The sequence below is a fragment of the Paenibacillus sp. 453mf genome (genome assembly GCF_900116105.1).
Classification (GTDB): domain Bacteria; phylum Bacillota; class Bacilli; order Paenibacillales; family Paenibacillaceae; genus Paenibacillus; species Paenibacillus provencensis.
Genome location: NZ_FPAC01000014.1, coordinates 1 through 21268, shown reverse-complemented (window position 1 = coordinate 21268; position 21268 = coordinate 1). Strand labels below are relative to the sequence as shown.

The 21268-nt window shown below is 44.9% G+C and carries 18 protein-coding genes and 1 pseudogene; 12 read left to right on the top strand and 7 right to left on the bottom strand.

All coding sequences use genetic code 11. From position 1 onward, the window contains the following. Positions 1–7: 7 nt before the first annotated feature. The 3 genes from BM415_RS23955 to BM415_RS23945 form a co-directional block, all read right to left on the bottom strand. The gene (locus tag BM415_RS23955; RefSeq protein WP_091161874.1) at positions 8–994 is read right to left on the bottom strand and encodes a 2-keto-3-deoxygluconate permease; all 987 of its coding nucleotides are present in this window, start codon (positions 992–994) and stop codon (positions 8–10) included. 157 nt (positions 995–1151) lie between these two features. Then, complete coding sequence (locus tag BM415_RS23950) at positions 1152–2846, bottom strand: sigma-54-dependent Fis family transcriptional regulator (RefSeq protein ID WP_091161872.1); 1695 nt, start codon at positions 2844–2846, stop codon at positions 1152–1154. 108 nt (positions 2847–2954) lie between these two features. After that, positions 2955–3332 carry a helix-turn-helix domain-containing protein gene (locus BM415_RS23945; protein ID WP_091161871.1) on the bottom strand — a complete coding sequence of 126 codons (378 nt, stop codon included), beginning with the start codon at positions 3330–3332 and terminating at the stop codon, positions 2955–2957. A gap of 416 nt (positions 3333–3748) precedes the next feature. Between BM415_RS23945 and BM415_RS23940 the strand changes: the two genes are divergently transcribed. From BM415_RS23940 to BM415_RS23905, 9 genes are all read left to right on the top strand, one after another. Continuing rightward, positions 3749–3928, top strand: coding sequence for an aspartyl-phosphate phosphatase Spo0E family protein (locus tag BM415_RS23940; RefSeq protein ID WP_091161869.1), 180 nt, complete (start codon positions 3749–3751; stop codon positions 3926–3928). A gap of 323 nt (positions 3929–4251) precedes the next feature. After that, positions 4252–7041: a glycoside hydrolase family 3 C-terminal domain-containing protein gene (locus tag BM415_RS23935; RefSeq protein WP_091161868.1), complete on the top strand. Its 2790-nt coding sequence runs from the start codon at positions 4252–4254 to the stop codon at positions 7039–7041. A 307-nt stretch (positions 7042–7348) separates the two neighbouring features. Continuing rightward, positions 7349–7657 carry a DUF3817 domain-containing protein gene (locus BM415_RS23930; RefSeq protein WP_091161866.1) on the top strand — a complete coding sequence of 103 codons (309 nt, stop codon included), beginning with the start codon at positions 7349–7351 and terminating at the stop codon, positions 7655–7657. A gap of 537 nt (positions 7658–8194) precedes the next feature. Then, positions 8195–8416: a hypothetical protein gene (locus tag BM415_RS23925; RefSeq protein WP_139237056.1), complete on the top strand. Its 222-nt coding sequence runs from the start codon at positions 8195–8197 to the stop codon at positions 8414–8416. 345 nt (positions 8417–8761) lie between these two features. Beyond that, positions 8762–9409, top strand: coding sequence for a pyroglutamyl-peptidase I (gene pcp, locus BM415_RS23920; RefSeq protein ID WP_091161864.1), 648 nt, complete (start codon positions 8762–8764; stop codon positions 9407–9409). Positions 9410–9573: 164 nt separating this feature from the next. After that, complete coding sequence (locus BM415_RS25865) at positions 9574–9699, top strand: hypothetical protein (RefSeq protein WP_280142889.1); 126 nt, start codon at positions 9574–9576, stop codon at positions 9697–9699. A 127-nt stretch (positions 9700–9826) separates the two neighbouring features. Beyond that, complete coding sequence (locus BM415_RS23915) at positions 9827–11491, top strand: sensor histidine kinase (protein ID WP_170862600.1); 1665 nt, start codon at positions 9827–9829, stop codon at positions 11489–11491. Next, complete coding sequence (locus BM415_RS23910; protein ID WP_091161863.1) at positions 11488–12216, top strand: LytR/AlgR family response regulator transcription factor; 729 nt, start codon at positions 11488–11490, stop codon at positions 12214–12216. The genes BM415_RS23915 and BM415_RS23910 overlap by 4 nt, the downstream gene beginning before the upstream one ends. 135 nt (positions 12217–12351) lie before the next feature. Next, positions 12352–13593, top strand: coding sequence for an L-lactate MFS transporter (locus tag BM415_RS23905; protein WP_091161862.1), 1242 nt, complete (start codon positions 12352–12354; stop codon positions 13591–13593). A 25-nt stretch (positions 13594–13618) separates the two neighbouring features. Here the strand turns inward: BM415_RS23905 and BM415_RS23900 are convergent, their stop codons facing one another. The 4 genes and pseudogenes from BM415_RS23900 to BM415_RS23885 form a co-directional block, all read right to left on the bottom strand. Then, positions 13619–14176, bottom strand: coding sequence for a hypothetical protein (locus BM415_RS23900; protein WP_091161861.1), 558 nt, complete (start codon positions 14174–14176; stop codon positions 13619–13621). Between the two features lie 30 nt (positions 14177–14206). After that, positions 14207–14848: a uridine kinase gene (udk, locus tag BM415_RS23895; RefSeq protein ID WP_091161859.1), complete on the bottom strand. Its 642-nt coding sequence runs from the start codon at positions 14846–14848 to the stop codon at positions 14207–14209. A gap of 293 nt (positions 14849–15141) precedes the next feature. Then, a pseudogene (locus BM415_RS23890) lies at positions 15142–15513 on the bottom strand (beta-glucosidase); the annotation flags it as partial. A gap of 72 nt (positions 15514–15585) precedes the next feature. Continuing rightward, positions 15586–16470, bottom strand: coding sequence for an NAD(P)-dependent oxidoreductase (locus BM415_RS23885; protein WP_091161858.1), 885 nt, complete (start codon positions 16468–16470; stop codon positions 15586–15588). Positions 16471–16960: 490 nt separating this feature from the next. On the opposite strand from BM415_RS23885, the gene BM415_RS23880 reads away from it, so the two are divergent. The 3 genes from BM415_RS23880 to BM415_RS23870 all read left to right on the top strand — a co-directional run bounded on the left by BM415_RS23880 (position 16961) and on the right by BM415_RS23870 (position 21043). After that, the gene (locus tag BM415_RS23880) at positions 16961–19114 is read left to right on the top strand and encodes an alpha-amylase family glycosyl hydrolase (RefSeq protein WP_091161856.1); all 2154 of its coding nucleotides are present in this window, start codon (positions 16961–16963) and stop codon (positions 19112–19114) included. 620 nt (positions 19115–19734) lie between these two features. Beyond that, positions 19735–20367 (top strand): TetR/AcrR family transcriptional regulator, encoded by a 633-nt coding sequence (locus BM415_RS23875; RefSeq protein ID WP_091161855.1) that lies wholly within the window; start codon positions 19735–19737, stop codon positions 20365–20367. A gap of 4 nt (positions 20368–20371) precedes the next feature. Further along, complete coding sequence (locus BM415_RS23870; RefSeq protein WP_091161854.1) at positions 20372–21043, top strand: MBL fold metallo-hydrolase; 672 nt, start codon at positions 20372–20374, stop codon at positions 21041–21043. Positions 21044–21268 lie beyond the last annotated feature (225 nt).

The following is a 21268-nucleotide window of genomic DNA, read 5'->3' as shown; positions in this document are numbered from 1 at the left end:
ATAACCTCTATGCAGCTGGATTGTTATATTTTTCGACTCCGCCGGATTTCTCCAATCGCTTGGATAAGAAGCCAATGAAGATCGGCAATAATATAGCCGTTGTTACGACACTTGCCGCGATTTGTACCGTAGCGATTTCAGCAATCGGGCCAAAGGAAGCATTCGCTGCGACGATCGCAGCCGGTGTACCTACTGCATTACCAGCTGTTGATCCTTCCGATGCACCTACAATTGGGTTCCAGCCAATGGCTTTGAAGAGCAGGAAACCGAGACCGCCTGTGAGCAGCACGGTCAGTACGCCGAGTAGGATACCACCAAGACCCCCTTGGATGATGGATGAGAAATTGATGCCCATACCCAGAGAGAAGGCGAAGAAAGGAACCAGCTTGTCACTGCCTTTGTGCAGCCATTCTGCCATATTTCGGTCCAGGTTACCAATGATAACACCGACGAGCAGTGGAAGCAGTACGGCTACGAAGGACATTGGCGAGAACATGCCATCGGCAAAGCCCATCGCGCCAAAGATCGAGAGCGCTACCATGGTAAGAAACGGTCCGTCACTAAGTGCAAGGAAAGGATAAGCTGCTTTGTCATCCTCTTTACCATATTGTCCGGCTAATGCAATGTAGAGTCCGCCGTTCGAGTTTGTCATAGCGGCAATAATGGCGAGAGGGGCTAGACCCAGGAATAGTCCAGTCGATGAATCGGCAAACAGAATGGCAATCAGACCGATAATTGCGCCGATCGCCCATTTGACCACCAGCAGTGTGACGCCTTTAGCAACCGATGACCCCGCTGATTTGAACGTGATTTGCGTGCCTGCAATTAATAGGAACAATGCAATGAGTGTGCTCGAGCTATTGACGAACAAGGCTTCGGTAAAGCCGCCTATCCGCAAAGCGTTGGGAGCAAATGTATTGATACATGCCCCGATGAGTAGAGGGACAACCATCATGCCGCCAGGGATACGATCTAACGTCGCTTTAATATTCATATTGTTTAGCTCCTTGTGTAATCGTTTTAATAAAGCGTTTGCAGGAACAATACTATATCATACTGATGATTTTAGCAACATTAAATTTTTATAAATGTGTCTAAAATGTAAATATGTTTAATTATGCAACATATCAGACCATAAAAAAAGCGTAAACTTAATCATTCTTAAGTTTACGCCACAGCGTGGCTCGATTAATCCCTAATCGCTCCGCTGCCCTGGATTGATTATTATTTTCTTCTTTCAATACATATGAAATAACTTCATTTTCGATTTCTTTTAAGGTACCCGTCAGGTCTATGGAATGTGAAGCTTTCGAGGAAGAGTATCCGTCCAACAATCGGGAGAGGGTTTCTGCTGAAAGCACATACTCTGTTTCATTCATGGCGGCTTGTTTAATCAGCTGCTTTAACTGGCTTATAGACATATGGGCCGCTTTTTGCTGTATCAGCTGCAATGCATCTTCCTTAATTTTTACAGCAGTCGTTCCATATTTCTGATAATAATCGGATAGAAAATGCTGAATCAGTGATGGCAGATCATCCAGTCTGTCCAAGAGAGTCGGCATGATGATGGTATTCAGCTTAATGTGCTGAGGCCAATGTTCGTCCAGTGTCTGTTCACTGATAATGAATACTCCAACCTGCTGATTGAGGCAGGACTCCATAAATGCGATCAGTTCTGGATCCTCTATGCGGAGTTCCACATGGTTCAATTCTACATTTCTTACTTTGGCCAGCGGAATGTCGCTTAATATACCCGGGGGAACCTGCTTCAGATCGATCTGGAGCAGCAGACCTCCATTGCCATACCTTTGATGGATGTACTTCACCAAGTAGGACTTTCCTGTATCCTCCTCACCCATCACATGAATGGGCTCATGATACTTATAGAGCATCTTGATATTGGTTAACGTTGTCCGCATCGCGGAGGATTCAGCTACAATGGGTTCTACGGATGTCTCATAATGGGCTTTGATGCCAAGATGAGCAAAAGCGTAGGGCTGTCCCTTTTCCAAGGAATAGACCTTGTAACTGATATTGTTTAATGTCGTTTCATAAGCGCTGATGGTGAGCTGATAATCATCTACCACAAAGACATTTTGAACTTTCGATTGATGAAAGTCGATATTTGTGTTGGTCACATATATATGGTTCTCTGTTAAAGGGTTATGGTCGAAATCGTTCAGCTGCTCAAATACGACTTCATTTTGATTATTCAAAATGATGAGGTTCGGGTGCTCATTCATCACAAGTTCATTCAAAATAATCGATATGGTGTTGTTCTTGCTCAAGTAGCGATTAATAAGCTGAGCATCATCCAGAGCTCTCAATATGGATTCTTTGCCGGATTGAATAAGAAGCCCCTTCATGCCATATGCATTCGCTGTATTTACGGTAATAACGTCCCCAACAATTTGGCGGTAACCTGCCGCTTTTAGTTCAAGCAGCAGCCTTGCCACATCCTCGGAGCTGTGTATGGTATAGACCTTCAGAGGCAAATCCATCAGATCAATAATCGATTGTGCGCCAGATGTAATATTGGAAAAACCAACGATGGCCGTTTGGCCATTAAACTGACTGGCTAGTGTCAGCGAACGAATCATATCGTATCCTGAAAGATGGACGTCGATGACGGGAATCGTCACGGCTTCTTTAATTAATTGAGCCGTCCCGCCGCGGCTAATAATAACCTCTGCCCCGTTTTTCTCTGCATTCGCTGCGAGCTCGGCTCCTCTGCCAAGATCACCAACCGCATATTGAATGTCTAGGTGGGGAAACAGAGGAATGCACTCTTGTATAATAGGAATCATTGCTTCATAAGGAGCAATAATGTAGACGTGTGTATACATATGTATCCTGCCTTTATATATTACAAACTTTAGTAACCCTAACCTGCTCATCTTATTATAACCAACTCAAGGAGGAAGCGCACCAGAGAGCAATCATGGCAAATGGCATTAATCCTTCTCGTTCTGGGCTGATTTCTTCAGCTTTGCTATATTTTGAATCAAATCGCGGATTGTAGATTCTACAACGGGATCGCCACGTAGCTGTACGTTGTAATCTGCCTCAGTTTCTCTAATGATCTTAAGTATATATTCTTCTTGTGGCTCAGGATTATACTCGTATTTCTGCTCTCTGCCATTCAACCAATCGATAGAAACCTCATATAGATCAGCGATTCTCTGCAGCATGTCCAAGTCAGGCTCTCTTATTCCATACTCCCAGTTCGCATAAGTGCTGCTACGTTTTAGTCCTAACTTTTTGGATACGAAGACCTGAGACCATCCTCTGTGTTCTCTTTGTTGTTTCAGACGATCTCCCAAGACAGACATTATGAAATCCCTCCTAAAAAGTTAGTTTAGCATGGTTACACAGAATAAAGTTTTATTTACACAATAAGTGTTTATATACACGGAATGTGTAGACAAAAATGAGGAAATTTATACACCATACGTGTAAAAAATCTAAAAAATGTAGTTGCAAAATGTGGAAAAAGTAGTAAAATAGGACGAAAAGCTAGGTTTTAATTATTTTCACGATCATTTTCATATGCTATAATAATTGGTATATATAGATGGATTTTTTTTAGTTTTGTCTATATATAGTTCTCGAGCTGAACTTATGGCTGAGTGGTTGTAAAATTGTGGTTCATTAGTAAGAGTATTCTTAAGTCAGGATTAGATTCCACAGTATTACACACTAATGCTGACTCATTTTGTGTAAGTACAAACATACTAAGGAGGAATCTATGTTGGGGAAGACTTCGATTTACTCGCTTATCGAGAAGAAGAGACATGAACTCAATATTCTGGCCGATTGGTATGGTTATAACTCTGAAATTGTACTTGCAAAATCCAGAGAAGTAGATGACGATATTAACAAATACTACAGTCTGGTCAAACAGAAGAGTGCTCATGATCATCAGTAATTTGTATTCAAGGAAGCGATCATTCGCTGCGATGTTAATTATAATGCTGTGAAAGACCCATCTTATCGGATGGGTCTTTCTGTGTTCATTCTGAGCCAGGCTTATGAGGAGGCACCTATGAAAAGGAAGGAGCAAATGTGATCTGTATCTTTCAAATCGCTTTAGGAATCTGTTACTATGGAATGGTGAGGTAAACGTATACAACATAAACTGTAAACGCCTACACCATTCGTTTTTTGCGTACTCTTTCACTAAAATAGCAATCAATACATTGATCTAGACAATCTCTAGTATTTAGAAGAGACATTTCAGGAGGGAATCATTTGAGCTCACAACTTATCGGTGTTCCATTAGAAGGATTTGCAGAATTCAGCAGAAAGGTCGCGGCAGAAGGGGCAGTACTGCTCAAGAACGAGGGTCAGGTGTTGCCTATACAACAATCCGAAAACGTTTCAGTTTTTGGACGTACTCAGGTAAATTACTATCGGAGCGGCACAGGATCAGGCGGCAGTGTCAATGTGGTGTACACAACCAATCTGCTGGATGGCCTGCGTGCAAAGTCTCAAATTAAGGTCAATGAAGAGCTTGCTGCTACATATGAGAAATGGATTGAGCAGAATCCATTTGATAACGGCGGAGGCGGATGGGCAGCAGAACCTTGGCATCAGAAAGAAATGCCATTGACAGATGAATTGGTATCTGCGGCTCGAGGCAATTCTGCAAAGGCAATTGTAGTGATCGGGCGTACAGCCGGTGAAGATCAGGATAATGCGAACGAGCAGGGCAGCTATCAGCTGACCGATGATGAAAAAGCGATGCTCACCATGGTTACGAAGTATTTTGAACAAACGGTTGTCGTACTTAATGTCTCGAACATCATCGATATGAGCTGGCTTGACGATGTAAGTCATGTTCACCCCATTTCAGCTGTTATCTATTCGTGGCAGGGCGGAATGGAAGGCGGAAATGCGATCGCCGATGTGCTGGTGGGGGATGTACCGCCGAGTGGTAAGCTGACAGATACGATTGCATATTCCATCGATGATTATCCTTCGACCCGCAATTACGGTAACGAGTTTAAAAACCTGTACGAAGAAGACATCTACGTAGGCTACCGTTATTTTGAAACCTTTTGTCCGGATAAGGTGCAGTTTGCATTTGGATATGGATTGTCCTACACCACTTTCTCTATTGTTCAGTCAGAGGGAGCGACGAAGGGAACTGAAGGCGGAGCCGAGTTCATTGAATTGAAGGTCACTGTAACAAACATAGGCAGCACTTATGCGGGCAAAGAAACCGTTCAAGTCTACTACGAAGCACCTCAAGGGAAGCTGGGGCAGCCTGTCAGAGCCCTTGCGGCTTTTGCTAAGACAAAGCTTCTTGAACCCGGTGAATCGGAGGAATTGACACTTCGCTTATCCGTTGATTCCATGGCTTCCTACGATGACAGCGGCATAACGGGATACCCATCGGCTTACGTATTGGAGGAAGGGGTCTATCGGTTCTATGTCGGCAGCAGTGTTAAACAACTGGAAGCTGTAACTGTAGATGGTGAGGATGGTTATGTCATTGAACAGCTCGTTGTAGTTGAGCAGCTCCAGGAGGCAATGGCGCCAACCGAAGGCTTCAAGCGGATGAAGCCAGGTGCACGTGGGGCGGATGGCACATATGAGCTGACCGCAGCGGACGTTCCAACACGGAAGATCTCTCTCGGAGAGCGAATTGAGAAGAATCTTCCGCAGACCCTTGCGCAGACGGGAGACCAGGGGTACAAGCTGAGAGATGTGCAAGAACGCAAAGTCAGCATGGAGCAATTTATTGCTCAGCTGAGCGACCAGGATCTGGCGGCTATCGTTCGGGGCAAGGGTATGAGCAGTCCGCTCGTTACGCCAGGGACGGCTTCGGCTTTTGGAGGAGTCAGCGACAGTCTGCTTGGCTTTGGCATTCCGGTAGGATGTACCGCAGATGGACCTTCCGGCATCCGGATGGACAGCGGGCAGCAGGCAACACAGGTTGCGATCGGAACACTACTCGCAGCGACATGGAATATTGATCTGGTAGAAGAACTCTATGTTATGGAAGGTAGAGAGTTGGTCCGCAACGAAATCGACACCCTGCTTGGGCCGGGCCTTAATATTCGCCGCAGCCCACTGAATGGTCGGAACTTTGAGTATTTCTCAGAAGATCCACTGGTAACCGGTTTGTTTGCAGCAGCTTGTACACGTGGAATCCGCAAGGGCGGCTCATTTGCTACACTGAAGCACTTTGCCTGCAATAATCAGGAGAAGTATCGTACCAAAGTCGATGCTGTCGTATCGGAGCGCGCCCTGCGTGAGATTTATCTAAAGGGCTTTGAAATGGCAGTAAAACAAGGTGGAGCGAACTCCATCATGACGTCATATAATCCGATTAACGGCCATTGGGCTGCATCCAATTATGATCTGAATACGACAATTCTGCGCGGGGAATGGGGTTATAAAGGTATCGTAATGACCGACTGGTGGGCTGTGATGAACGATTCGGCGAGCGGCGGCCCGGCCGATCGCAAGAACACCAACTTCATGGTTCGTGCACAAAATGATCTGTATATGGTGGTCAGTAACTATGGAGCGGAAACGAATGCGTATGGCGATAATACGATAGAGTCTCTGGAGAACGGTACCCTGACGCGTGGGGAATTGCAGCGTAATGCCATCAATATTTGTGAGTGGCTGATGCAGGCTCCGGTGTTCTCAAGAGATACGTTTATTAAGGAGAACGTTGAACAATTCAAGGCAAGTGCATCCCTGCATCCAGAACAGGTGCAGACGGTAGCTGAGGAAGGTCAAGTGAAGATCGTTCCAGACGGTTCAACCGTGATTAAAGTCGAATCGCCGGGAGTGTACCGCATTTTTGCGAATCTGATGTCTCCAGATGGCGAGCTTGCACAGAGTGCATGCAACCTGTTGCTGAACGGCCAAGTGGTCACCACGGTCCAGACGAACGGAACGGAAGGCAAATGGGTGAAGCTGAAGCAGATCAAGGTGGAGCTCGAAGCAGGTCTGTATGAAATGACGTTTGAACATATCAAGCCAGGCATGCATATTGATCAAATCGAATTCAAGCTAGTGTAATAAGTTAATAAGTATTCAGTGGGAAGCCTCCGTAATTGCGGAGGCTTTTTGCTCTCGCGGGTTGTAGTCTTTTTAGTACAAGCCGCAGTTTTGAAGCAGGCAGATTTTGTGTTGATTAGGATCTGCGGCAAGATTGCAACAGAATAATTCACCTAAATCACAAGGATCTGTTACGGAATTCCAACAAACGGACAAGTTCCATTGACCTTATCATTAGACCCGTTGTAAGATGTCCCTGAATGCTGAAGTGAGACGAGCTGATCGTGAGTCTGACCACAGCACATAGCAGGAGAGGATAGGTGTATCAATGACCAAATCGAGCAAGAACGCCATGCGTTTTTTCAGTGTCGTCGGAATGATCGAGGGGATTTCCTTCATTTTATTGCTTGCCATAGCCATGCCTTTGAAATATGCATTTGATATTCCAGCAGCAGTGACCATTGTCGGGGGAGCTCATGGATTTTTGTTTGTTCTCTATATCATTGCCATCGCAATCGCAGCGTTCCTCAACCGCTGGTCGATCAAGATGGTGCTCGCTGCACTCGTCGCCTCCATCATACCTTTCGGACCTTTTATTATCGATCGTAGAATCCGCAGAGGTGCAGCAACGGTCTAATCAGATATATTTAGTAGCACCGAATAGATAAGATAATGCTCAAACATAAGAAGTAAAACAGGATGATAAGGTAGCCGTTAAGCCGTCGAGGAAAACTCAACGGTTTTTTTTCTGTGATTTTTGAAGGAAGGTGTATGTGCTCCATGTTAGTCAACCCTAATGATGATTTGGGTTAAGGTACAAGCTCAGTTTATATATAAATAGTTACATATTTGACTGCACTAAACATGACTAACACGATTCTTGTCATTATTTCTCGGGAAATATGCTTTGTAGCTCGCCACCCATCTATTAATGGAGTAGAAAAATCACAGAATATGCAATAACATAGGAATAATTGATAGATAATGGGATGCATCATGAAGATGAGCTTATTACGAATACAGCAAGTTCAAAAAACATCAGGCCCCTTGTTCTTATTCCCCATATTGATCTGGAAAAGTCGCTGCAAAATGACCGGGAGGGAATTACAATGAGTTTCAAGCGATCATTCAAAAGGAATGGAAAGATTCTCTGCGCAATCCGCAAATATTGCTGATGACTTACATTGCAGATAATGTTTGCTTCTTATTCAGCCGAATGGGAACAGAAGAATGTGCCGAAGAACAGAGCATGCTGCTTCTCAGCTTTCCAGTCCTTATGTTGTCACCTGCTAGCACATCCGAGATTTTGATGGGGAAAAGCTTCCTGACCGCTGTGTTAATGCTGGTTGCCGTAGCCGCTTCTATTGCTTTATCTGAAGTGCCGGAAATAAATTGACATGTGCTCATCATTCTAGTGGTGATTAACATGATTATGATCATTTCAATCGAAAACAGATCTGTTATACTATCTCTTCCAATATCACAGCGATTAGAATTAATGCTAGTCCTATGTAAAATAAAATGGAGTACAGCTTGTCTTTATTGGAGAAAAGTAAAGCTAATGATAACAGTAACAAGAAAATTCCGAACATTTCTAAACTTTCAGACAACAATAACAATGATGTTCACCTCTGCAAGTATTAGCTATAGAATTATAGATAATGACATGGATATTTTCATTAGGTAAATATAGGATATAGTAGAGAGCAGGCAAGGATTATAGCATATGGAGGCTTATCAGATGGATAAAAAGGTGCTGTTAACAGGATTCGATCCTTTTGGGGGAGAACAGATCAATCCTGCTCTAGAAGCTGTGAAGCGGCTGAATTGCAAGAAGACGAGCAACGTGAAATTGGTTGCCTATGAAATCCCGACCGTTTTTGCCAAGTCCATTCAGCATGTCATTTCTGCTATTGAACAAGAGCAACCCGATGTTGTCATCTGTATTGGACAGGCTGGCGGGCGGACACAGATTACGCCGGAGCGCATCGCCATTAATTTAGATGATGCTCGTATACCAGATAATGACCAGCAGCAGCCAATTGACGAGCCGGTCGTACAAAGTGGGCCGGCTGCGTATTTTTCTACGTTACCGATCAAAAAGATGGTGGAAGCGATGAGAGTAGCCGGCATTCCTTCAGCCGTGTCCAATACAGCAGGCACTTTTGTATGCAACCATTTGTTTTATGGATTAATGCATTATTTGCATTACCATTCACCGCATGTTCGCGGAGGGTTCATCCATATCCCGTATCTTCCTGAGCAAACACTGAACTCCACATCCCCGAGCTTAAGCCTTGATCTCATTGTAAAAGGTCTTGAAATTGCTGCGATCACAGCTGCAAATGCAGAAGTGGACATCAAGGCAGGTGGAGGAGAGCTTCATTAATAATGAATGGAGCTGTTTCAATACAGACCGGAATCGTGCATACAAAAGCACGGTTCTTTTTCTTTTTATAGATCGGAATCAATGACATCATACCTTTCATTGTTTTAATGAGTTGTGAAATTGATTCATAGAAAACTTTTTATCCTGATCCGAGGGTATTGTATATGACTGACATACAGCAATCCGGTTATGAGTATCCTTTTGAATCCATGTTCCTGCCGATTAAGGACGAGAATGGTGAAGTGCGCAAGCTGTCGGTTGATACCAAAGAGGCGACGGTATCCGATTGAAACTTCCCTGGACAGTGTTCAGCAGTCCATTAAAAGATGGAAGAAGAGATTGGAGGGGAATTAGACAAGATAAAAGCACCATGGCTATAATGAGAGCACGATTTATGGGATTGGGAGGTAACATATCATGCAGGATACTGTACTGATGCTGCTGCAGTTATTAGAGCGGGCTGCATTGCTGCTGATGTGCTTGTTCGTGCTGATCCGGGTTCCCCGGTTCAGGATCTTTTTTCAGAACGGGGACAAGACATGGAAGGAGCTTGCCATTGCCAGCCTGATCTTCAGCGGGTTTGCCTTGTTCGGCACATACAGCGGTATTAATGTCGAGGGCTCGCTCGTCAATGTGCGGATTATTGCTATTATGTCCGGCGGGATATTATTCGGTCCTTGGGTAGGACTCGTTACTGGTGTCATCTCGGGTATACACCGTTTCTTGATCGATATCGGCGGTGTTACCTCTGTCCCTTGCTTGATTACAAGCATAACGGCAGGGGTCGTGTCAGGGTATATTTACAAGCTAAAGTCAGCAGAGCAGAGATGGAAAGCAGGTATCATCGCCGGTATGGCCTGCGAAGCTCTGACCATGATCCTCATACTAGTGATGGCCGAGCCAGCCTCTTTAGGTATAGAGATTGTTTCCCGAATTGCTTTTCCGATGATTTTAAGCCAGGTTAGTGTCGGTCTTATTGTACTGCTGGTTCAAAGCGTAGAGGGGGAGAAGGAAGTCGTCGCGGCCAAACAGGCCAAGCTGTCGCTTGATATTGCCAACAAGACGCTCCCCTATTTCCGGAGCATTAACCAGGAATCGCTGCATACGATCTGCCGGATCATTAAGGATGACATTGGTGCGGACGCGGTGGCGATTACGGATACGAAGCTGATTCTAGCATATGTCGGGGTGGGTGAAGAGCACTATCTAGAGCGTCATGAAATCATTAGCGAAGAGACGAAGAAGACAATCTCCAGCGGTCAAATTACGATTCGAAATAACGATACGGCTCATACCTATCCATACATCAAGTCGCTGATGATTATTCCGCTTCAGGAAAAGGGAGAGGTCACAGGTGCGCTGAAAATATACTATGCCAAGGCTCATAAAATTACGGATTCGCTGCAAGCCCTTGCCATCGGTTTGTCGCAAATGATCTCGACCTTGATGGAGGTGTCCAGGGTGGAGGGAATGAAAGAGATGGCGAACAAGGCTGAGCTGAAGGCGCTGCAGACGAAGATCAATCCTCATTTTTTGTTCAATGCGCTGAACGCAATTGCTTCGTCTATACGAATCAATCCTGATAAGGCGAGAGAGCTGATCGTGAATTTGTCAGGATATATGCGCTATAATCTGGAGCTCACCGATAAAATGATTGATATTCACGCTGAGCTGCAGCAGGTTCAGCATTATATAGAGATTGAAAAAGCCCGCTTTGGTCACCGCCTGAACGTGGAGTACGATATCGATGAGGTACAAGTACGGATTCCAAGTCTAATCATTCAGCCGCTGGTTGAGAATGCAATTAATCATGGGATACTGAAAACAAAAGGACCCGGTACGGTAACGATTGCAGTGAAAGAGCACGAAGGAAGGGTGCGGATTACCATTGCGGATACAGGAGCAGGCATTCCGGAGGAGATCATTGAGAAGGTGCAGGAAGGCAATATGCCTGAGCATAACATCGGTCTGTATAACGTACATCAGCGTGTAAAGCTTATTTATGGAGAAGGTCTGCATATCCGGCGTTTGGTCCAGGGCACCGAAATATTTTTTGATGTAAAAAAGGAGAAACAGGCATGAAAGCAATCATTGTAGAAGATGAAGTTCTCGCCCGTCAGGAGCTGGCCTATCTGATTCGAACGCACAGCAGCATCGAGATTGAAGAGGAATTCGAGGATGGCCTGGATGCACTTAAATATTTGCAGAGCCATAAGGTGGATGTTCTGTTTCTAGATATTAATGTGCCTTCCATCGACGGTGTGCTGCTTGCCCAGAATATAAGCAAGTTCCAGGTGAAGCCTTATATCGTCTTCACTACGGCGTATAAAGAGCATGCGGCTGAGGCTTTTGAAATAGAAGCCTTTGATTATATTTTGAAGCCCTACAGCGAATCCCGCATATCCTCAATGCTGGCGAAGCTTGAAGGTGCCTACGGGCAGAGGCATATGCCTGTACAAGAAGTGCCGAAGCCGGCTATTCGTAAGGTTAATCTGTGGAAGAATGGAAAAATCATCGTTGTCGACAGTGACGATATTTATTATGCCTCTGCCCAGGAGAAAACTACGGAAGTGATGACCAGAGCAGAGACATACACCATGAGTGTCAGCATCAGCGAATTCCATTCCCGGCTGCCTGGGGAGTCTTTTTATCGCTGTCACCGCTCGTATATAGTAAATCTGTCTAAAATACGTGAAATCATCCCTTGGTTTAATCATACGTATCTGCTGAAATTAGCGGATCTTGATGTGGAGATTCCGGTCAGCCGCAGCAAAGTGAAGGAGTTCAAGCAGCTCATGCGCATATAAATGCAGTTTATTCTCCATTTGTGCTATCTCGTTCCTGAACACGTTAGAACTCACTGTGAAAGCGTTACAATAAAGTAGCGTAAGGGGCACTGCATCGTACGCTCAGAACAGAGAGAGAGAAAGAAGGAACGAGATATGAATTCAAAGAATAGCAACCGCTTTCTTATTGTGCTCGGCACCATTATTATGCAAATGGGTCTTGGGACCATCTATACATGGAGCTTGTTTAACGGTCCGCTTGTGACTAAATTCGGATGGGAGCTTAGCTCCGTATCGATTACCTTTTCCATTACAAGCTTTGCGCTTGCCTTCGCCACACTGTTTGCGGGTAAGATTCAAGAAAAAATGGGACTTAGAAAACTGACCGCAGTGTCCAGTATATTGCTCGGTATTGGGCTTATGCTCAGTTCTCAGGCAAGCTCGCTTGCGGCCTTGTATGTGCTGGCAGGCGTTATTGTCGGCTTTGCCGACGGGACGGCATACATTACGTCTCTATCCAATTTGATCAAATGGTTCCCGAACCGGAAAGGTCTCATATCCGGGATTTCGGTCGGAGCATACGGTACAGGGAGCCTCGTGTTTAAATACATTAACGGCGGCTTGATTGAATCCGTTGGTGTGTCTCAGGCTTTTCTGTATTGGGGATTGATCGTCATGGCGATGATCCTAACCGGTTCACTGCTTGTCAGAGAAGCAATCTCCTCTGAGAGCGGCGAGAGAGAAGCGAAGCAGGCTGGAGGAGCTCTTCAAGGAGCGAAAGATTATACAACAGGTGAAATGCTGCGCACGAAACAAGCTTATCTATTGTTCGTTGTATTCTTTACAGCGTGTATGAGCGGACTTTATCTGATCGGGATTGTCAAGGATATTGGTATGCAGCTGGCGCATTTGGATGCCGCAACGGCAGCCAATGCGGTTGCCATGATCGCCATATTCAACACGGCAGGACGACTGATTCTAGGTGCTCTGTCGGACAAAGTGAGCCGGATCAAGCTGGTAGGATGTACGCTTGCTGTTACGGCAGCCGCTGCGCTCGTGCTAAGTGCCGTGCCGCTGAACTACGGTTTGTTCTTCGCCTGCGTGGCTGCCATTGCTTTCTGCTTCGGAGGTAACATCACTGTATTTCCGGCCATTGTGAGCGACTTCTTCGGACTGAAGAATCATACGAAGAATTACGGTATTGTCTACCAGGGCTTTGGTATCGGGGCATTGTCCGGTTCGTTCATTGCTGCCATGCTCGGAGGCTTCAAGCCAACCTTTATCGTCATCGGTGCGCTATGTGTTGTAGCTGTGCTTATTGCATTGACGATTAAACCACCGTTCGCGGGAACAAAGGAAAAGGATGTTGCATTCAAAGCATACAAACGTACAGCCTAATCGTAATACAAAGCCTGAAGAACCTTTAGTTAAAAGGAACTTCAGGCTTTTTTTGTTTGTAGCGTCTGGCAGTAATCCAATTGACCGCTATGACGACAATATAACAAATTAGGGAAATGAGACAATATTCAATGATAAGAGAGAGGTCTGTCAATTTCAGGTTGAATGTGAAACCGTGAATCGAGCTAAAAAATAACAGTAGAAGAAGAATACTCACCTGTTCTACCGTATAAAGCAAGGCAAGCAATGCTAAACCGCCAAGCCAAAAAATAGAGATTAGAATAATGAAATCCCCGCTGCGGCGTCTCATAAATAGAGCATAGAGCATCCAGGTGGTCAGATAGAGCAGGGAGACAGCTGTAGACAAAATACTATGATCTTCATATATAGCCCAGAACAAGTTCATGGTACCGAAGAACAGGTTGATCATAAACATGATGAGCAGATGCATAGGGTACATTGCCCATTTTTCTGCTATTCGAATATGGCTCACTCCCTTGTATAAGTTCTTATTCTTATAGACACCTATTGACCGGTAAAGGTTACGTGGCAAATAAAAAAGGAGATCCTCACGCAGCGTCACGCTTGCAGGGTCTCCTTTTTTATATATGGATTATAGTCTTGTACCCGACCACTTTTTGTCGCCGGATAAATATTTCTCCGTCAGGATGGACAACAGCTGAATGCCAACTTCGTTATGCCCGCCTTCCGGAATGATGATATCGGCGTATCTCTTGGACGGTTCAATAAATGCTTCATGCATCGGCTTTACTGTAGCCAAGTACTGCTGGTTAATGGATTGGATCGTACGTCCACGTTCCTCGATATCACGAACGACACGGCGCAGAATACGCACATCGGGATCGGAATCGACAAATACTTTAATATCCAGCATTTCGCGGAGCTTCTCATCAGACAAGACATGCAATCCCTCAATCATCACGATGTTGTTAGAATGCAGCTCTACCGTCTCGGAAGAGGATCTGGCATGAATCGTAAAATCGTAGACTGGCGCATGGACCGTTTGTCCATCACGGAGTGCTGCGAGGTGCTCGATCAACAGCTCGTTGTCAAATGCGAAGGGATGATCGTAATTCGTCAGCTCCCGTTCGGACAGACTAAGGTGGGCCTGATCTTTATAGTAGTTGTCTTGAGATATAAAAGTCACTTTGCTCGACCCCAGCCGTTCAATAACGGAGCGAGCTACCGTAGTTTTACCTGAGCCGGTTCCTCCGGCAATACCAATAATGAGCATGTCGAATATATAAACCTCCCTAGAATAATTGCAGGAGCAACCTTAGTATTTTAGCACAGCATTCTTGATTTATCTATGACAAGGGAGAAGGGAAGAATTGTGAATAGAGAAGAATTGTGAATAGAACGGTGTATCTCTAGACTTTGTATTATTGGAATTAAATATGAGCATCTGGGCCTTTTGAAAAAAAAAGCATCTAAATATTCGTAAACCGATCAATTCGCATTTGAATCTGTGAAAAAAATAACGCTGATGCGAGGGCAGCCCTCTTGCATCAGCGTTATTATGTTCTAGTCATTATTCAGACTCTTATACTTGTATGACCGATTCCCATTATCGGTTGGATGACCTGCCAGACTGAGTTCACGTGCTTGTTCCGCTGTATATGTGCTGTACTGAAGACTGATCGGCACGTATCCGTTGCCGCCTTGCAGTTCATCCTCCTTGCTGTAGCCGGTGCCTGATTTCGGTTTGCTGATAAATACGAGTCCAAAATCGGCTTCATCCGGTTGATCCGTGTTTTTATTTTTGAGCATGACGATTGATTTCAGCTGGGCTTCATAGCCTTCACGCATATATTCAGCATTGCCTACAATTTCGGAGCTTACTTGTGGATCTAGATAAGGATTCTCAAATAGACCCCGACGGAATATGTTCTTCAGCAGTCAGGTTTCTCTAAAAAAGAACGAAGCCCCTCTTTTAAGGCTCGAGAGAGGAGCTCCAAGCAATGGTATAAGCTATTCTTCAATAAAATGCTTATAGATGACCTGTGTTCCCTTTTCATCGTAACCGAGCTTGGACAACTGCTCATACACGGATTCGGCAAGAGTAAGGCCTGGCGTCTTCAGACCCATCTCCTTGGCGGATTCAAGCGCAATACGCATGTCCTTAATAAAATGCTTCACGTAAAATCCAGGCTCGAAATTGCCTCCGATCATGCGAGGACCGAGGTTGCTTAGAGACCAGCTGCCGGCTGCACCGGTTTCAATGCTCTTCAGTACAGTCTCCGGATCAAGTCCTGAAGTCTTGGCGTAAGCCAGTGCTTCCGCTACCCCGATCATATTCGAAGCAATGGCGATCTGATTGCACATTTTGGTGTGTTGTCCTGCACCGGCTGTGCCTTGGTGAACGATGTTGGTTCCCATCAGCTGAAACAGCGGGGTCATCGTCTCGAAATCAGCGGCATGTCCACCTACCATAATGGAGAGCTTGGCATCTCTTGCGCCGATATCACCGCCCGATACGGGAGCATCCAGGGCGTGAAGTCCTTTTGCAGCTGCCTCTTCATAAATCTTCTCGGCCAGTTGGGGACTGGATGTCGTCATATCAATCAGATAGGTTCCTGCAGCACTGTTCGCGATAATTCCATCCTCGCCAAGGTAAATTTCCTCCACATCTTGCGGGTAGCCTACCATCGTAATGATAACCTGACAGGCTGCGGCCAGACTTGCCGGAGTTTCGTGCCAGACGGCTCCTTGCTCTACGAGCTGCTGTGCTTTTTCCGCTGTCCGGGTGTACACATGAAGCTTGTAACCAGCCTGCTGAATATGTCCCGCCATACTCTTGCCCATTACGCCTGTACCAATGAAACCTACAGCTGTTTGTTCTGATGAAATCGTCATATGAAATGCTGCCTCCTTTGGATATTCTATTACTAAGTATACCAGCTTACTGAGATGGGAGCAGAAGTGATTAGCCAATCGTCGTTGATTGGCGTTATCATTAAAGCATATAATCCACCCTTTGCGGATAAGCCGGTACCACAAGATGTGCTGTATACGGTGCTTGAGGCCGCACGCTGGGCCCCATCCTCTATTCATTCGGTACAAGTTTTATTCTCTAAGCATTCAAAGTATGGTTTGTTTTTTTATATGAATGTATTTCTGTTATGCAAGCGGTTGCATTTATAATAAATTAAATTTATATTGAAGATGATCATTTTGAATGGATTTGGGAAATACCTATTAGTTGAATCAATTTCATAATCACCGATTAATGAGTGATTAAATTGATTCAGTTGTTTGACAGCAGTCCAATTTTCAATTAGTCAGGTCGCTTTTTGGTTAATTTAATTTAGCAGCAAGATTATATAATGAACCGGAGGCTCAAGTTATGATCAAGGAAAATCAGTTGAACGTACATAAGACTAAGCTTTCCAAAGCTTCAGACACTCAAGTAGATTGGAAGCAATTCGATGAGCAGTATGCATACAGCGGTGATGACTTAGGTGCTCATTACCATAATGGTTCTGTAACGCTGAAACTATGGGCTCCCCTTGCCTCTGAAGTTAAGGTGAAACTATTCGATCCTGAAGATGATACGAAGATGATCGGTCAATTCCTGCTCGTCCAGGGAGAACGCGGCATTTGGAGTCTGGTTCTAAGGCCGGATGATCTATCCGCAGATGACCTTCATGGCTATTTCTATCAATATGAGGTCACACACCAAGGTGTCACCAAAAAAGTGCTTGATCCCTATGCCAAATCCATGGCACCATCACGGGTGGATACCAAAGGAGATGCGGGTGAGGACGGCGATCTGATTGGCAAGGCGGCCATCGTAGATTTGGAACGAACCCGTGTCGTCAATTTGAGCTTTGCTTCTATTAAAGAGTACAACAAAAGAGAAGACGCCATCATATGGGAAATTCATGTACGGGATTTCACCTCCGACCCGGCAATCGAAGGAGAACTGACAGCAAGATGGGGGACTTATAAAGCCTTTGAGGACAAACTGGCGTATATTAAATCACTTGGAGTAACCCATGTTCAGCTGCTGCCTGTTATGGCCTGGTATTTAGGGAATGAGCTGCGGATGGGAGAAAGAGAGCTTCACTATTCTGCGCGGGGCAATGAATATAACTGGGGGTATGACCCGCATAATTATTTCTCGCCGGATGGGGCGTATTCCGAGAACCCTGCGGACCCCGAGCTTCGCATTAAGGAGCTGAAGTCGCTCATCCATGCCATTCATGAGGCCGGAATGGGTGTTATTCTCGATGTCGTATACACACATATGGCGCTCCCGGAGTTCCTCAATGATATTGTACCGGGTTATTATGCCTGGCAGAATGCCGAGGGAGAATTTATCGGAGGCTTTGGCAACAATCTGGCGACGGATCGGAAGATGGCAGAGAAGCTAATGGTGGATTCGGTCAAATACTGGTTCAGTGAATATAAAATCGACGGTCTGCGCTGGGACATGATGGGGGATGCAACGTATCCTGCCGTGCAAAAGGCATATGATGAAGCAGCAAAAATCAACCCTCAAGCGCTATTTATCGGCGAAGGTTGGCGTACCTTTGCTGGGGACGAATCCGATGCGGACTTGAAGGGGCTTGCTGCAGATCAGGACTGGATGGACAAGACAGACGATGTCGGTGTTTTCTCAGATGAAATCCGCAATGAGCTGAAGTCAGGCTTTGGCAACGAGGGAGAACCCCGCTTTCTGACGGGCGGGCCAAGAGACGTCGAGCTTATTTTTAGAAACATTAAAGCACAACCCTCTAATATTCCGGCAGACAGTCCTGGGGATGTTGTTCAATATATTGAAGCCCATGACAATTTAACGCTTTATGATGTGATTGCGATCTCAACAGATAAGGATCCTGAGGTTCCTGAGGACGATCTGGAGATTCATCAGCGGATTCGTCTGGGACATGTGCTTGTGCTCACATCTCAGGGAACGGTATTCCTGCATGCAGGACAGGAGTATGGAAGAACGAAGCAGTGGAAGACCGATGGCGTACCCGAGCATAAATTTCACGAGTTTGCGTCAACCGGGGATAAGATCCACTATTATGTCAACGACTCTCATGACTCTACGGATGCGGTCAATATGTTCGAATGGGCAAAAGTCACAGACGAAGAGCAATACCCTGTGAATATCGAGACCCGCAAGCATCTTCAAGGGCTAATAGAACTTAGAAAAGCTTCGGATGCATTCCGGTTAGACAGCATGGAGCTGATTGATCGTAATGTGACAAGAATAAATACACCAGATATCCAAAAAACAGATCTTGTCATTGCATACAGCTGTTTATCAAGTGATGAGAGCGAATGCTATCATGTGTTTGTGAATGCCGACAAGAAGGCAAGGAAACTAAGATTGCAACAGGACTTTACTCCATGTGAGGTTATTGTAGACCAAACACGTGCAGGAATTAGCCGGTTGGACCAACCGACAGGAATGAAGCTCACTGCGGATGCGATTATTTTAGAGCCGCTGACGGCTATTGTCCTGAAGGAGACGAAGAGACAGCCATAGATGAAGATAATTTGATGATTGGACAAATAGAGATACAGAGAAATATTCGAGAGGATCTCGTAATACTAACCCATACATTCTTTTAAAAAGGGGATTATTACGTTGGATGATCCTACGTCTGAATCAGTCCGCTTGAACTTTGGGAAATACGAGATCCCGGCTGATCTGAAACTGCTTCTTTCTATAGAAGAAGTTTTCCGTTCACTTCATTCATTCACAAAGCTTGGATAAGGCACCTATCATCTGCATCAGCCCTATGGATTTTGGAGACACCAATATCTGCACAGTAAGGGATATGAAGATGAAGCACTCGGAGTGAAAGTCGCTATTCAGGACTATGAACCAAATGAAACGGACAGTTCATTATGGACCTATTTAATAATAGCTACGATGAAGTGTGAAAAGACTAAGGGAACGTAAGAACCAATATCTAATGGATCCGAGCAGGTTAAGAACCTGGCTCGGTTTTTTTATTGGTAATAAGGTTGTTACTTATAAAAAGTGCTCTAAAACAAAAAGTTGGCTTTTATATGGAATTAAATAGTTGACAATAATATAACCATCGGTTACATTATAACCAGAGGTTACAAACCAGTGGTTACTAACGGGAGGAGCGTTTGATGGCGGGGAATAAGCAGGAGATTCGTTCTGAAGAAACGAAGAGGGCAATTTTGACGATGGCAGCAGAACTTTTTTCGAAACGTGGCTTTGATATGGTGTCCATGAGAGAGATTGCAAGAGCAGCAGGCTGCTCCCATACAACAATCTATATTTATTTCAAAGATAAAGAAGCGCTGCTTCATGAATTATCCGTACCTCCTCTGGAGCGTTTGAAGTCGAGTATGCGTCAGGCGCTTGAAGATACAGGCATGGGCTCCACAGATAGGCTTATCGAGGTAAGCTGGCGCTTTATTTTATTCTGTTTGCAGCACCGCAATATGCACACGATATTTTTTGGGGCCAATACAGAGAGAGTAGATATAGAGCCGGAGCTTCCGCTCAATAAACTGCGTAATGAACTTTTTAATCTGTTTAAGAGAGGTCTTGGAGATATTTACGAGTTAGAAGAAGAGAGTGAGACATTATTGTCCTTCTCCCGCATCTACTTTTACATGCTGCACGGAATTGTAGGAACATATCATCTATCCAGCGAAACAGCTGAGGAGTTATCAGCGAGACTATTACCTACATTTAAGGAATCATTTGAAGTAGTATTGCTGGGTTTTACCGAGAAGTTAAAATCAAGGAGGTAATTCAATGAAAATAGAGCGGGTATCCGAGCATATCTGGGCGTTGAAGACGTGGATGCTGATTCCGGTGCGTGTATGGATTGTAGCAGAAGAGGATGGTGTTACCCTCGTGGACGCTGGAGTGGGATCGATGGCAAAAGGAATAATGAAGTTCATAGAGCAGCTGGAAGCAGGACCGATTAAACAGATTGTACTAACCCATGGGCATTCCGATCATGTTGGCTCGGTGACTTCGATTTTGAAACAGTATAAGGTTCCAGTTTATGTGCATCCCATTGAGATTCCTTATATGGAAGGAGACAGGGCTTACCCTCGTCGTAAAAAAGCAGCGGCCTCGCTGCCTAAGCAAATCGTAACTCCTCTTGCAGTGAATCAGGACGGCAGGATTGAGAGTTTAGGATCGTTGAGTTGTTACTTTACACCCGGACATTCTCCAGGACACGTCGCTTATTATCATGAGAAGGATGGAGTTCTGCTGGCAGGCGACCTATTTACATCTAAGAACGGCAGGCTTAATCGTCCGATGCCGATGTTTACAGCAGATATGCAGGAAGCCGTACGAAGCAGTCGTATCATCCAAGAGTTGAAGCCACGCAGAGTAGAGGTATGTCACGGCAAACCCGTCTATGATGCGGCAGATCATCTGGATGAGTATGTAAGGATGATGGGCTCCTCGTAAATATATTAGTATGCATGCTAAAAAGTGGCCTGTCGTGATCGACAGGTTTTTGTTTATCTACAGATGATTATCAAGTTCATAAACGTTTAATGGAGTAGAGAAAGTTTTATATATTTTTTTCAAAAAAAGTGTTGCATAATTTTTATGAGCATGGTATATTCTAATTCCGGCCAAGAAATAAGCCGTTCAAACAAGAACACAGCAAGTAAGCTTCGATCAGAAGTT

Coding starts and splice junctions, on each gene's coding strand:
- BM415_RS23955 (WP_091161874.1), bottom strand. CDS start 994: ATGAATATTAAAGCGACGTTAGATCGTATCCCTGGCGGCATGATGGTT.
- BM415_RS23950 (WP_091161872.1), bottom strand. CDS start 2,846: ATGTATACACACGTCTACATTATTGCTCCTTATGAAGCAATGATTCCT.
- BM415_RS23945 (WP_091161871.1), bottom strand. CDS start 3,332: ATGTCTGTCTTGGGAGATCGTCTGAAACAACAAAGAGAACACAGAGGA.
- BM415_RS23940 (WP_091161869.1), top strand. CDS start 3,749: ATGTTGGGGAAGACTTCGATTTACTCGCTTATCGAGAAGAAGAGACAT.
- BM415_RS23930 (WP_091161866.1), top strand. CDS start 7,349: ATGACCAAATCGAGCAAGAACGCCATGCGTTTTTTCAGTGTCGTCGGA.
- BM415_RS23925 (WP_139237056.1), top strand. CDS start 8,195: ATGACTTACATTGCAGATAATGTTTGCTTCTTATTCAGCCGAATGGGA.
- pcp (WP_091161864.1), top strand. CDS start 8,762: ATGGATAAAAAGGTGCTGTTAACAGGATTCGATCCTTTTGGGGGAGAA.
- BM415_RS25865 (WP_280142889.1), top strand. CDS start 9,574: ATGACTGACATACAGCAATCCGGTTATGAGTATCCTTTTGAATCCATG.
- BM415_RS23915 (WP_170862600.1), top strand. CDS start 9,827: ATGCAGGATACTGTACTGATGCTGCTGCAGTTATTAGAGCGGGCTGCA.
- BM415_RS23910 (WP_091161863.1), top strand. CDS start 11,488: ATGAAAGCAATCATTGTAGAAGATGAAGTTCTCGCCCGTCAGGAGCTG.
- BM415_RS23905 (WP_091161862.1), top strand. CDS start 12,352: ATGAATTCAAAGAATAGCAACCGCTTTCTTATTGTGCTCGGCACCATT.
- udk (WP_091161859.1), bottom strand. CDS start 14,848: ATGCTCATTATTGGTATTGCCGGAGGAACCGGCTCAGGTAAAACTACG.
- BM415_RS23885 (WP_091161858.1), bottom strand. CDS start 16,470: ATGACGATTTCATCAGAACAAACAGCTGTAGGTTTCATTGGTACAGGC.
- BM415_RS23880 (WP_091161856.1), top strand. CDS start 16,961: ATGATCAAGGAAAATCAGTTGAACGTACATAAGACTAAGCTTTCCAAA.
- BM415_RS23875 (WP_091161855.1), top strand. CDS start 19,735: ATGGCGGGGAATAAGCAGGAGATTCGTTCTGAAGAAACGAAGAGGGCA.
- BM415_RS23870 (WP_091161854.1), top strand. CDS start 20,372: ATGAAAATAGAGCGGGTATCCGAGCATATCTGGGCGTTGAAGACGTGG.